Source organism: Fulvivirga ligni (assembly GCF_021389935.1).
Taxonomy (GTDB): Bacteria; Bacteroidota; Bacteroidia; order Cytophagales; family Cyclobacteriaceae; genus Fulvivirga; species Fulvivirga ligni.
Genome location: NZ_CP089979.1, coordinates 6,000,383 through 6,012,827, shown reverse-complemented (window position 1 = coordinate 6,012,827; position 12,445 = coordinate 6,000,383). Strand labels below are relative to the sequence as shown.

15 protein-coding genes and 1 pseudogene are annotated in these 12,445 nt (G+C 35.0%); 12 read left to right on the top strand and 4 right to left on the bottom strand.

Annotated features, from left to right (window positions below; all coding sequences use genetic code 11):
• Positions 1 to 16 precede the first annotated feature (16 nt).
• The 3 genes and pseudogenes from LVD16_RS25515 to LVD16_RS27915 all read left to right on the top strand — a co-directional run.
• A pseudogene (locus LVD16_RS25515) lies at positions 17 to 475 on the top strand (beta-galactosidase small subunit-related protein); the annotation flags it as partial.
• A 145-nt stretch (positions 476 to 620) separates the two neighbouring features.
• Complete coding sequence (locus tag LVD16_RS25510; RefSeq protein WP_233771127.1) at positions 621 to 1,061, top strand: hypothetical protein; 441 nt, start codon at positions 621 to 623, stop codon at positions 1,059 to 1,061.
• A gap of 65 nt (positions 1,062 to 1,126) precedes the next feature.
• Positions 1,127 to 1,324, top strand: a complete 198-nt coding sequence (locus tag LVD16_RS27915; RefSeq protein ID WP_370687629.1) for a T9SS type A sorting domain-containing protein — start codon at positions 1,127 to 1,129, stop codon at positions 1,322 to 1,324.
• Here the strand turns inward: LVD16_RS27915 and LVD16_RS25505 are convergent, their stop codons facing one another.
• Entirely contained in the window at positions 1,325 to 1,753 is a 429-nt protein-coding gene (locus tag LVD16_RS25505) for a hypothetical protein (protein WP_233771126.1), read from the bottom strand.
• Between the two features lie 212 nt (positions 1,754 to 1,965).
• Between LVD16_RS25505 and LVD16_RS25500 the strand changes: the two genes are divergently transcribed.
• The 6 genes from LVD16_RS25500 (at position 1,966) to LVD16_RS25480 (ending at position 6,142) form a co-directional block, all read left to right on the top strand.
• On the top strand, positions 1,966 to 2,553 hold the full coding sequence (locus LVD16_RS25500) for a recombinase family protein (RefSeq protein ID WP_233771125.1): 588 nt from the start codon (positions 1,966 to 1,968) through the stop codon (positions 2,551 to 2,553).
• An 87-nt stretch (positions 2,554 to 2,640) separates the two neighbouring features.
• On the top strand, positions 2,641 to 3,657 hold the full coding sequence (locus tag LVD16_RS25495; protein ID WP_233771124.1) for an AbiH family protein: 1,017 nt from the start codon (positions 2,641 to 2,643) through the stop codon (positions 3,655 to 3,657).
• Between the two features lie 273 nt (positions 3,658 to 3,930).
• On the top strand, positions 3,931 to 4,272 hold the full coding sequence (locus LVD16_RS27910) for an FRG domain-containing protein (RefSeq protein ID WP_370687652.1): 342 nt from the start codon (positions 3,931 to 3,933) through the stop codon (positions 4,270 to 4,272).
• Complete coding sequence (locus LVD16_RS25490; RefSeq protein ID WP_233771123.1) at positions 4,253 to 4,789, top strand: hypothetical protein; 537 nt, start codon at positions 4,253 to 4,255, stop codon at positions 4,787 to 4,789. Before LVD16_RS27910 ends, LVD16_RS25490 begins: the two co-directional genes overlap by 20 nt.
• A gap of 239 nt (positions 4,790 to 5,028) precedes the next feature.
• Positions 5,029 to 5,310, top strand: coding sequence for a hypothetical protein (locus tag LVD16_RS25485; protein WP_233771122.1), 282 nt, complete (start codon positions 5,029 to 5,031; stop codon positions 5,308 to 5,310).
• A 637-nt stretch (positions 5,311 to 5,947) separates the two neighbouring features.
• Positions 5,948 to 6,142 (top strand): hypothetical protein, encoded by a 195-nt coding sequence (locus LVD16_RS25480; RefSeq protein WP_233771121.1) that lies wholly within the window; start codon positions 5,948 to 5,950, stop codon positions 6,140 to 6,142.
• A 615-nt stretch (positions 6,143 to 6,757) separates the two neighbouring features.
• On the opposite strand, the gene LVD16_RS25475 is transcribed toward LVD16_RS25480, so the two are convergent.
• Entirely contained in the window at positions 6,758 to 6,985 is a 228-nt protein-coding gene (locus tag LVD16_RS25475; RefSeq protein WP_233774623.1) for a nitroreductase family protein, read from the bottom strand.
• A gap of 125 nt (positions 6,986 to 7,110) precedes the next feature.
• Here LVD16_RS25475 and LVD16_RS25470 point away from each other — a divergent pair, with 125 nt between their 5' ends.
• The gene (locus LVD16_RS25470; RefSeq protein WP_233771120.1) at positions 7,111 to 7,614 is read left to right on the top strand and encodes an SDR family NAD(P)-dependent oxidoreductase; all 504 of its coding nucleotides are present in this window, start codon (positions 7,111 to 7,113) and stop codon (positions 7,612 to 7,614) included.
• Positions 7,615 to 7,837: 223 nt separating this feature from the next.
• Here LVD16_RS25470 and LVD16_RS25465 read toward each other — a convergent pair whose 3' ends face one another.
• Together LVD16_RS25465 and LVD16_RS25460 are read right to left on the bottom strand one after the other, a co-directional pair.
• Positions 7,838 to 8,500: a peroxiredoxin-like family protein gene (locus LVD16_RS25465; protein WP_233771119.1), complete on the bottom strand. Its 663-nt coding sequence runs from the start codon at positions 8,498 to 8,500 to the stop codon at positions 7,838 to 7,840.
• A 213-nt stretch (positions 8,501 to 8,713) separates the two neighbouring features.
• Entirely contained in the window at positions 8,714 to 9,463 is a 750-nt protein-coding gene (locus LVD16_RS25460) for an SDR family oxidoreductase (RefSeq protein ID WP_233771118.1), read from the bottom strand.
• Positions 9,464 to 9,548: 85 nt separating this feature from the next.
• On the opposite strand from LVD16_RS25460, the gene LVD16_RS25455 reads away from it, so the two are divergent.
• Both LVD16_RS25455 and LVD16_RS25450 read left to right on the top strand, forming a co-directional pair.
• Complete coding sequence (locus LVD16_RS25455; RefSeq protein WP_233771117.1) at positions 9,549 to 9,938, top strand: winged helix-turn-helix transcriptional regulator; 390 nt, start codon at positions 9,549 to 9,551, stop codon at positions 9,936 to 9,938.
• A 670-nt stretch (positions 9,939 to 10,608) separates the two neighbouring features.
• The gene (locus LVD16_RS25450) at positions 10,609 to 12,375 is read left to right on the top strand and encodes an AIPR family protein (RefSeq protein WP_233771116.1); all 1,767 of its coding nucleotides are present in this window, start codon (positions 10,609 to 10,611) and stop codon (positions 12,373 to 12,375) included.
• The last annotated feature ends 70 nt before the right edge of the window (positions 12,376 to 12,445 follow it).

The following is a 12,445-nucleotide window of genomic DNA, read 5'->3' as shown; positions in this document are numbered from 1 at the left end:
TACAAAGGATGGTTTTGAAGGTTTTGAATACTATGCCAAAGGCCAATGGTCTAACTACAGAGACCGCCAGACGGTTTCATACCTCGGACGCTATGAAATCACGGTAGACGATATGGTAGAGGAATACGTGCACCCACAATCATATGGAAACCATCAGGACCTGCACGTGATCCTAAAGAACGGTACAAATCATGTAAATCTCCGCCTCGAAACAGAGGGAATGGTAGCCTTCTCCCTCAGCCATTATGACGAGATGACCTGGAACCAACACATTCAGTATGAGCGCCTACACTGGTCAGACCTAAAAAGGTATGACAAAGTATTTGCCCATTTCGACTACTGGCAGCGCGGCATCGGAAACAACAGCTGCTTTTCTGACTCCTGCCTGCCACATTACGAAGTGCCATACCCAAACAATGACAAGGGCGGCAACCTGAGTTATACGCTGCGGTTTATACCTAAGGTTGGGAAGTGATTTGGAATGAAAGGAGAGGGGGTTTAGGCCCTTTTTTTTGGTTAGGGGATTGATTCCTTTATTGGAGATTGGTTAAAGTACTTATGAATGGATATTATTACCAATCAATTCCAGACTCTATGCCTTGTGGTATATAAATACGAATATGAAAAATATATTACCCTTAATGATCCTCATTTTATTAGCAGGGTGTGATTTCTCCGTGCCTTTGAAAATAAATGAGGAAAATGTCTATGTTTTAACTAATCCTTGTGGGAAGATAGAATTCCGTGCTTCGACATTTTCCAATGCCATAAGTATCTATCAAAACTTCGTATCAGGGGAATATTACCTCAATAGGGATTTATTAAATATTTCCCTCAACACCACCACCGACGCATACATTACTTCCATAGAAATGTATGATAAAAACAATGAAAAAATCACCTATAATGACAGGATACCATCTGATACAAGGTGCGTGCTGGAGATAATATTGAATAAGCCCATAAATAGTGTTAGCGGAACTTTAAAAATTACGGCATCAGGTTATTTAACCTGTAACGGCCAGTCATTAAGTGATGATAGTATCAGCATAAGTTTGTGAGGGTTATTGAAATAAATTATTTGTGAATTCGGTATCCTTAATAAGAAGCTCTAAGAATCGATGGAATGATTAATATCTCGGTTACTGAATCATGTTTCGAACCCTATTATTTTACTATTTATAATAGCCTTGGACAGTTGTTAATCCGCAGATACATAAAAGATCAAAGTACTATACTTAACATAGATTTTTTATCAGCAGGATGCTACTTCATCATTATAGAAAATCAAGCGCAGGTTGTGAGAAAAATTATCTTGAACTAATTAATCTCTTTTAATAAAAGGTATATATGTATATATAGGACCATCACAAGAGCTGGGGCCGCCGATTAATTGTTGATTATCTTCATTGATAAGGATTTCAGTATCACTTCCATCACAGTTTTCAATTAACTCATTTATTTGATTATAAGTTAAAATTAATTTTGTGACATCACCAGAACTTTCAAATTGATAGGTCCCTTCAGCCTTTAGGATTTGGTCTTTTTCAGTCCTAATTTTTGTAAAACTATTATTCTGATTAAAATAGTAAGTTTCTTCAAAAGACAAATCCTCTGATTTGACAATCTCACCAGATAACCCTAATTCTAAAGATGATAATTTCCATCCAATCGCGAAATCTTCATTGGTAAATTCGTTATTATTACAGCTGAGCAATAATATTACAAAGCAAAATAATTTAAAATTTCCCATAGTTATAGAGTTTGAATATTACAATTTAACAAACAATTTGTTAAAAATAAGGGTAGATAATTAAGTTTAATTATTGGATGAAAATATGATTTAAATATTAAAATAGGATCGTTTTTTGACACTTTTCAATTCATTCCATTTCATACCTCAAAATAGTTTCATAAATTGGTTTCATAAATAAGTCTCACCAACTAACGTTAAATCAGACTTTTATGAACATAGGTTATGCCCGGGTTTCCACACAGGACCAAAAGCTGGAGTTGCAACTTTCGGAGCTGCAGAAGTATGGCTGCGAAATGATATTTAAGGAAAAGCAAAGCGCCATCAAAGAACGTCCGGAACTTGATAAAATGATTAGCCATCTGAGGAAAGGAGATACCGTGGTAGTCTGGAAGCTAGACCGCCTTGGTAGATCTCTCCGGCACCTGGTGAACCTGGTAGGTTCTTTCAAAGATATGGGAGTAGACTTCGTGAGTATCAATGACAATATTGACACCACCACCTCCCAAGGCAGGCTGATGTTTAACCTCTTTGCCTCCTTTGCCGAGTTTGAAAGAGAAATGATCAGTGAGCGTACAAAGGCAGGATTAGCACATGCCAGAAAGTACGGCCGAAAAGGAGGGAGGAGGCCAGGTATTTCAAAAGAAGGGAAGATAAAGGCCTGGGCAGCATTGAAGCGCACCAGGGATTCAGATACACCTATTGCTCAGATTCAAAAGGAGCTTGGGCTTTCCAAAGCTACATATTATAGGTATCTTCAGTGGGCTGAGGGAGAGGAGAAGAGGAAGAGTGGGAGTTGAAATTTTATTACATATCCTCTGGACTCTAGAATGATTATCTGGAAAAATGGTATAAGTTATATTATTCCATAAAAATTAGAATTTTAAATGACAATAGCTCGAAATAGAAAGCTTGTATTAATAGGTAATGGATTTGATCTCGCACATGGTTTGCCTACAAGGTACGACGACTTCATTCGATGGTACCTATTGCAAGAGATCAAAGGTCCACCATTTTCTTTAATTAAGGATAAACATCTGATAACCCTTGAAGATGGAGGAGCAAAATTTTGGCCGGATGAGATAGAAGATTATTTAGATCATATTTTAAAAACTAAGACTAATCAATCGTTGCAATCTAGGCGATTTTCTTTTGAAAATAGTTTTTTAAAATCTATATGGGATAGCTTTACCGATGACAAAAGATGGGTTGATATTGAAATGGATTATTATAATTTATTAAAAAGATGTAGAGGAAGTGATGGTAGGTGGAATAAAAACTTGGCCGCTGAATTACAAGCTGATTTCACGCAGGTAAAAGAATTATTTTCACTTTATATAAAGGAGATTGTTACGTACGACACAAATAAGGTACCGCTAATTTTCACATCCTACTTTGAAAAGTTAGATGAGAAGGATGCTATCCTTAATTTCAATTATACCAATGTGGTTTCAATCTATAAAACTTTCAATCAAGCTAATTATGATATCTATGATATTCATGGCAATTTAAGTAAAAGGGATGATGTAGTATTTGGTTTTGGAGACGAAAGAGATGAATTCTATGAATACTTAGAGAATCTTAATGACAATAGCTTTCTAACCCATGCAAAATCATTTCATTATTTTAAGGATGACACTTATTCAAAATTAGAGCGTTTTATCGATAATCCCAGGCCATTCGATGTTGAGATCATCGGATTGTCTTGTGGAATAACAGATCGCACCCTGTTAAGCTACATTTTTGAACATAATTCTTGTGAAAAAATACAAATCCACTATTACAAAGACTTTACGAATTATTTGAATGTATGCATGGAAATAAGCAGGCATTTTAAAGATAAACTAAGTATGAGAAATAAAATCCGAGACTTTAGTGCTTGTACCGCCTGTCCGCAGGCTTAAAATGTTTTAACCGACTAACAAAAGGCTGCTGTTAATTCATTATCAGTTCTATAGTTAAATTAAAAATTATTAGATTGTAGATTAGATATTTTCTTATTCAACTTTTAGTTATTAAGCCGAAATGATTCCGATTTATACATCATTCGAAGAAAAAAAACTAAACTTTAAATTAACCAAAATTGATGAAATTGAAGATTTCAAAAATTTACTTCTAGGACATAAATCAAAGGACAAGGGAATTTATCGTGGGATAAATAATGCAAAGTATAAAATATTAATACCCTTCAAAGAGAGAAATTATCCAAATCAATTTCTTTTGATTTTCCTATTGATGAATACGTTAATAATTTCAGAAATAAAGGCTTGATTAAAAAGTATTTTGATACAATTAATATAAACCTTTCTAAGATTAGTGTTTTAAGTTTTATGCAACATTATGGAGCTCCTACACCCTTAGTTGATTTTACTAGAAATATAGAAATAGGAATTTTTTTCGCAATTGAAAATTTAATTGGAAGTGAATTTCAAAAAAGTGAAAATATAATTGATGATTATTTTTCAGTTTTTCATATAAACAATGAAAACTGTAAGTTAATTGACATTGAGAGTAATTGAAGGGATTGAAGAGTTACAGCTTAGATGGGATGGTATTATATATGATAAGGAAAAACACAGCATGTTTTTATTGCAACATATTGATACAATGACGGATATAAATACAATGGAGGTGTTTTTGGTGAATTTGGAAAACAAATTTAAAAGTTTTTCAACTTTCAATAATATTAGAATTCTTTCTCAACAAGGTTTATTTATTCATAATGATTTTGGCGTTAAACCGCTGGAGGTAGCATTAAAGGAATTTCTTATACCTGCAACCTGTCCTATCGGAAGTGAGTTGGATGACATGGAGGACATTCCAGAGATCAAGGAGATAAATGAGGAATACAGAGAAAACTTAATTATAAATAAAAAGACTCAATTAGAATTGAGTAAAAACATAATTGAAAGCTTTGAAATACATAAGTCCCTTATTCCCGAAATTGTCGAACTTATAAATGTAGATAAAGCATACATTTATCCAGATTTTGAAAAATTGTGTGCCAGTAATTTCTCTGAAATAGCACAGAAATAGAATGCGGAATTTATGGTTAGCAACCTCTGTTGCCTCCATGCTCGGCATGGTGATATAAGTACCCGTGGTTATTTATCAAGACTAAATCAGATGTTCCTAGTATTTTAAAAGTCTCACAAAACGCTGCTGTTCATTTTTAACATTTAATTAGTTAGATTGACCCTATAAAAGAAATAAGGGAATGTTTTGTTTCCCTTATACGGATGTTGGGCTTCATTGAAGCCAGTCGCATAAGAATTATGAAAGACAAAGACTTACCAGATCGATGGAGAGCTAAAGTTAATGAATATCTCAAGGCTCAAGGAGTAACAGACAGGAACAAACTAAGTGCCTCTGACTTCCAAATTAACAAAACAGCTAAAATCAAGTTTGAAGATGACTCATATGCTGAATTTAGATATCCTTTAATAATTAATGCACCTGAACTGGACGAAGTTGGTGTCTTTACAGAACATTGCGGATATCACATATTTAGTCTTGGAGGGACTGATATAGATCTGGTTGACAATGAAGACCTATAAAATCCTTCTGGACGGAGAACTAATTGGCACTACTCAACTCGAGAAGGCCGATGCTCCAATGGGTGTGGTCTTTGGGATAGTGAACTTTGAGACTGAGCTGTAGAACTGTCAATTTTTTAAGGACTACTGTAATACTCACAACATCGAACTGGCGATTGACGAACCTGAAGAACACATAATTTCAACAACCAATATCAATAGTTTAGTAGTTCACTCTGAAGGTGAACAACCGATCGATTCCCTAGGAAATCAATTAACTGGAATGGACGGAGATGAATTTGAAATTTCCCTCTTCGGAATTCCATATCCGTTTTATGAATCAGAATTTCCCCATCATGTGAAAGAATATCAAGAGAGATTCAAATAACGAAAGCCCAACAATCGCTAGCACGAATGCGCCAACTGCCATTTTGCAGGCTTCTGTGCAAACTTCACCATGAATCTACCGCTGAGAAATGGCTTTGCTTTCTACCTACCGCATCTCGCAGGGGTTTTCATCTTTCTGAACGCATTGCATTCTGATACTTTGGAAGCACCGGCAGATTCATTAGTTTTATCGAAACTTGCCAAGCTCGGGGCGCACTCCTGCTAGCTTAGCGTTAAAAGTCTCACCAAACGCTCACTTAAAGCTTTAATTATGACAATAACTTTGAAATATTATGAAGATGGTGGACAATGGTACGGTGAGTTCGGTAATAACATGAGCTATGAAACAATTACTAGTCATTCCAGGGAGAAACTTATATCTCTTGCAAAGCAAATGTGTGAAGATAAATTTGGGAAAGAGAAAATGCTAAGAGTATCCCTTGTGATTAATAGAAAGTCTAAATAGAGACCCTGGTGGAAATCTCCAGTTGACACTAGTGTCCGCATTGTGTTCTGATTACACGGCTATTTTTCAGGTTAGGTAACCTATTCACATCGGATCTTTCAATTCTCACAAAACACTGCTCGTAAACACTATTAATTTCATTATTAAATATTAAATTGAGCCCGCAAAGAAAATATAAAAGCATATAATCTAGTATCAGTTCATCGATACTTGAATATATTGATACGCTTACAAATGTTAGTCAAATTAAATTCCCTACTCAGAGTTACTCGCAGAGAACTCTGAGTTCCTGCTTTCCTCTGCTGGTACGAGTATTCAAAAATAGTTGCTAATTCTGCAAATAGACCTAGTATATTTGAATCCTTTTTAAAGTCTCACAAAACGCTTCTATTCATTTTTAATATTAAATTGGTTAGATTGACCCTATAAAAGAAATAAGGGAATGTTTTGTTTCCCTTATACGGATGTTGGCAACAAGCACGAAAACGAAACCCTGAATTCAATAACTTAACGCAATAAATCTTACATAATAAATTTGTGACAATAAAGTAGCTTAATAAACATAACGCTACCTGAATTAGTTCAAGTAGCGTTATGTTTATTATTCATTTAAAACTAACTAATCATACTGGAAAACTCTTCTATTGATAATCTAACTTTTTTCTGATTGGCTAAATAATCGTTTTCCTCATCATGATATCCTATGGCCAGGATAACAGCACTTTTAAGATTCCTCTCCTTTAAATCCGACAATTCATCAAATTTATTAGGATCGAAGCCTTCCATTGGAGTAGCATCAATTTTTAAAGCTGCTGCAGCAATTAGCCCCGTTCCTAATCCAATATACGCTTGTTTGGCCGCCCAAATGAAATTATCATTATCATTTCGTTGAGTGTATTCAAATCGACGTAACAGATGACAATTCAGTCAAAACAGCTCGTGGAGAATAAGGCAAAACAACTGCTAATTTGGATATCTTGATAAATAATGCAGGCATCAATGGAGGAAGTGATCCATATACCGCTTTAGAAGCTCAACCACAAGAATTTCAAGCTGCATTTGATGTTAATGTAATCGGGACATCAAGAGTTACGAAAGCATTTATTGATCTACTTAAAAATTCAGAAGAACCCAGAATCGTTAATTTAAGTACAAGTGTAGGGTCCCTTAGTTTACAAAGTGATCCAAACTGGCCAGCTTACCACTATGCGAAATATGCCGTGTATGGAGCTTCTAAAGCCGCTTTAAATATGTACACCATCCATTTAGCTTACGAACTTAGGGATACAAACTTTAAAGTAAATGCCATTTGCCCGGGATTAACGGCTACCGATTTCACATTTGGAAATGGCGGAGAAGTGGAGACTGCAGCAAGAAGAGTTGTAAAATATGCCACAATTGGCCAGGATGGACCAACAGGAAAATTCTTTAGTGAAGAAACAAATCCTGAAACAGAGGAAATAGATTGGTAATAAAAAGAAGGATCCGCTAACAATGCATCCAAAAAAAACAGCAGAAAGGAGCTAGTCATTGATTCTGTTCCTTTTCTGCTGTTTTTTGAACTGGAGATAGGTCCCTGCCCATCCGCTAATTTTCATAGACGAAACACTGGAGCAAGCTGAAAATCCTCATACTAAAAATCAATTTCTGAAGATGTATTATCTAATTTACCCCGTACCGTCAGCTTATTCAACTCTACTTATTTTTTAAATGGTTGATGATTTCTGAGACCTCTACCCGATTTCTGTAATCGCCACCGAGAGATTTTGCAAACGAAACGGTTGAGTCCTTTTCGATGACAAAAACTGCAGGAACTGGTAACTCTTTTGAATCGTCAGAATAGTGTGCGTCAAAATCTATTCCAAGATTTTTCATCGTATTTAGCGGCGCCTCAGCGTTTTTAAATACAGTGGTATATTTTCGTGCAACATTATTTCCTTCATCACTCAAGACCTCAAATTTGAGTTCGTTTTTCTCCTGCATATTTAAAGACTCATCAGGAGTTTGTGGAGAGATCGCAACTAACTCCGCTCCTAGTGCATGAATCTCATCTACTGATTGTTGGTAATGAGCCAACTGTAGATTGCAATAGGGACACCAAGATCCTCTATAAAATGTTAGGACAACCTTACTATTTTGCAGTAATTGGGTTAAACGTATTGTTTTACCGGTAGCATTACTAAGTGAAAAGTCTGGTGCTTTGTCGCCAACTTGCAGCTTGATAATGGACGAGTGGTTTTTCTGAAGACTTTTAGCATCGGCATCAAATATTTCAAGTGCTTCTTCTGGAAGCATATTCGCTAAATTATCTTGCAAGCCCTTTAAATTTTCCTGATAGTTGTTTTTTGGTGAATTCATAATAGTTTATTCGAATTTGAAATTGAATAATCGGTTAAGTCTGCAATCAAAGTCGTGGATTTTGTGATAGTTGTGTTAAAATAGTAAACTCAAAAATTTTAAATGGATTTACTATTCTCAATTAATCATCACTTTACCAACCTGATTACAAAACTATAACCGATTTTTTTTTAATTATTTGTTTTTATTAAGCGCCTTATTGGAAGCGTTCAATCAAAGTTGTGACCATCCACCATCTACAACTATCTCTGTTCCTAACATGAATGAAGATTCATCACTGGCCAAAAATAAATAGCCCTTGGCCATCTCTTCTGCAGTACCAACACGTTTTATAGGTACCCCGCTCGCTAATTCCTCGCGTAGCCCTTTTACTTGCTCTGGAGACAAGCCTAATCTTCCGTGAATTGGAGTTTCTACGTGCCCAGGAGACAATACATTAACCCGAATTTTACGACTCAATAAGTCTGCAGAAAAGTTACGGGCTAAGGCGCGAACCGCTGCTTTGCTTGCCGAATAAACAGATGCATTCTCAACTCCCACTTCTGCAGCAGCAGAACCAGTAATTACAATTGAAGCGCCGTCATTCAAATAGGGCAAAGCTTTCTGGACCGTGAAGAAAGTCCCTTTAAAATTGATATCTACGATTTCATCAAAAAGCGCTTCCGAAAAGTCTGTAAGAGGAGCTCCTTTAAATATACCAGCATTTACAATTAGGACATCTATCTTGCCAATTTTTGATTCAACTTCCCGAAAAGCATCATCTAAAGAAGCTAGATTGAGGACATCAGCTTTTATAGCTAAGGTTTCATTTCCGATTTGATTGGCAGCATCTTTCAAAGTATTTTCATCCCTACCAGTAATGGCCACTTTTGCGCCTTCACCTGCAAAAAGTTCAGCGGTTGCTAAACCAATTCCACTATTTCCACCTGTAATTAATGCTACCTTGTTATTTAGTTTTCCCATTTTTATATTTTATGTTTTAAAGAGGGCAAAACTATCCCTAGATTTTTATGCGAACAAAAAGTAGGGTACATACAATTTAGTTCGTATGTTTACAAAAAAAATATCTTGTTCTATGCTAAAGTCAAATTCAACTAATTTTTTAAATGAAAAAGCTCTGGCTGAACATTGTGGAGTTACATATGCAATGACGCTCTTAACAGGACGTTGGAAGATTAATATTCTATGGATGCTTAAAATTGGAGTGAATCGATATGGATCGATGAAAAGAGAAATTGCGGGTATTTCAGAAAAAATGCTTACCCAGCGTCTAAAAGATCTTGAAGAAGATGGTTTAATAATTAGAAAAGACTATAAGACAATACCTCCCAGAGTAGAATATCGCTTAAGTGAAGCCGGTGAAAAGTTATCACCAATTTTAGGTCTGCTATCAGATTGGGGTGACACCATCAGACCAATTTTGGACAAAAATGTTTAGTTTTTCAAATCAAAATGGAATGTCGTAGAATTTGTTTTGAAAAGGTAAATCAATGGCTGTGATAGAATGATTTTCTAAAGTAATCAATAAGATAGTAAAATAGAAGTCAACTTCTTATGGCTCCACAAAAATTAAAACCCTAGTCAGTTTAGTAATGGTTGAATTAAATAACAATGCGAATTCTAATGGGTTTTGTTAGGTATTATTTTTAAATATGGTTTAAAGAATTGAGAATATTCAAAACCATTCCGAAAGGATAAACTTTTGTACCTGAATTAGTGGACGAGGAAACTGGAGATTTACTTGGACCAAACGAGTCTCTAAATTTCAAACTAATTGGAAATGGAATTTTTATTAGTGTGACTGAAACTCACGGTGGCGGACTAATATTTAGGAACGGAATATCATCTGTATCACATAGAATAAAAAGCCAGTTGCCAACAATGTATAACCGCAATTACGGCTGGATTTAATATAGGAAAATTCTCGCCTACTTTGAAACGTAACCACGCCAAAAAATAGTATCTTAAAAATCGTAACTGACGGTTATAAGAGACCGTTAAAAGTCTCACAAAACGCTTCTGTCATTTTAATATTAAATTAATTAGATTGACCCCATAAAAGAAATAAGGTATGGATCTTCCACCCCTCATTAAAAGACTCTGATCATATGAATCCATCATTGCAAGACTTTTCCACTATTAACACTCATGTTGAGCGTTTGAAGAAAGATTTTAACTTTGAAGACTCTTCAAATTCCTTTTATTTTCTTGCCTTGGATCTATTGTTTGGATTACAAGATGACGAGATTAGAGATGCAATAACTGATCAACACTTTTTAAATACTATTGGCGAAACTAGTGGGAAAGATCGAGGAATTGATGCAGTTCTATTTGATGAAAGTACTGACACAACGGAAATACATCTTTTCAATTTTAAATATTCCGGCAGTTTTGAAAAGACGAAATCTAATTTTCCCTCTGGAGAAATTGATAAAATAATTGGGTTTGTAAATGATTTACTTTCACAAGAAGAGTCAATTAGAGATACCTTAAACCCAATTTTATACTCCAAAGTAGAGGAGATTTGGAAAATATTTGAATCACAGAACCCTATTTTTCATGTTCATCTGTGCTCAAACCTTTATGAAGGTTTGGAGGGACAAGAAAAATCAAGATTTGAAAAATCAATTTCGCGTCATTCAAATTTTCATGTTCATTATCATCTAATCACGGATTTCATAGAACTTCTGACCAGAAAGGGAAAGCAGATTATTGATGCAAAAATACGAGCCATCGATAAGAAATTTTTTGAGAAATCTGATGGTGATATTCGTGCTCTAGTGACTAACGTTGACATTAGGGATGTTTTAAGAATCGTAATCAACAATGAAGAACTAAGAAATAAACCTGATATAGAGGATTACGAATTACTCAAACAGCATGAAATTCAAGAAGACTCATTTGAGGATAATGTTCGTGTTTACCTTAAACAAAGATCAAAGATTAATCGAAACATTAAGAAAACTGCCCTATCAGATGAAAGTCACAGGTTTTTCTACTATAATAATGGTATTACATTAACCTGTGATAGTTTCAGCTATCCAAAAACTCAAAGATCTCCCATTATAGAATTAAAGAACCTACAGGTAGTTAACGGAAGTCAAACGATTCACGCATTGCATGAAGCATTTGTTGAAAACTCGGACAAGTTTGATGATTTAGATATTTTGTGTCGAATTTATCAGACAGAAAATACCAAGTTAACTGTAAAAATTGCTGAATACACTAATAGCCAAAACCCCGTTCAAAGTAGAGACATTCGATCAATCGATTATATACAACAGAAATTGGAACATGAGTTTTCAGCTATTGACTTATTCTATGAACGTAAAAAAAATCAATATTATGATAGACCAAAGAGCAAGAGGTTAGATGCTGAAAAGACGGGTCAGGTTTTAATGGCCATGTATAATAAACAGCCATCTGAAGCTAAAAACCAAAAAAGAATCATTTTCGCAGAGAGATATGAAGACATTTTTAATGATTCAATTACAGCTGATAAAGTTTTGCTTGCCTACAGACTTTTTGAAAAAATTGAAGTCGAGAAAAATGCGACTAAAGAAAAGCTAATTAAAGGAGTAGATGATTTTGAAAAAAGTTCTTACGTTTCTTATGCATCCTACTGGGTTCTATTTTTCCTTGCAGAATTTGCGAATAAGAAAGGAGTTTCGCTCACATACTCAAACTTGGGGCAAGTCTGGAATCTTTATCCAAATGTGCTTCTTCTGATAGAATCCCTAATCGAAAAAGAAAGAGAATTTCTGAAGAAAAAGGATGAAAAATACTCTCATTCACTTTTCTTCAAGTATGGTAAGCCGAAAAAGCACTACGAAGACCTTACCGAAGAGGATATTTCACAATTTTTAATTGAATAATATAAGCAAGTAATAGGGTAGCTCCGCTGCCGCCAGGCTCCGCATGGTGGTATACTGCCAGTTGTCTTTG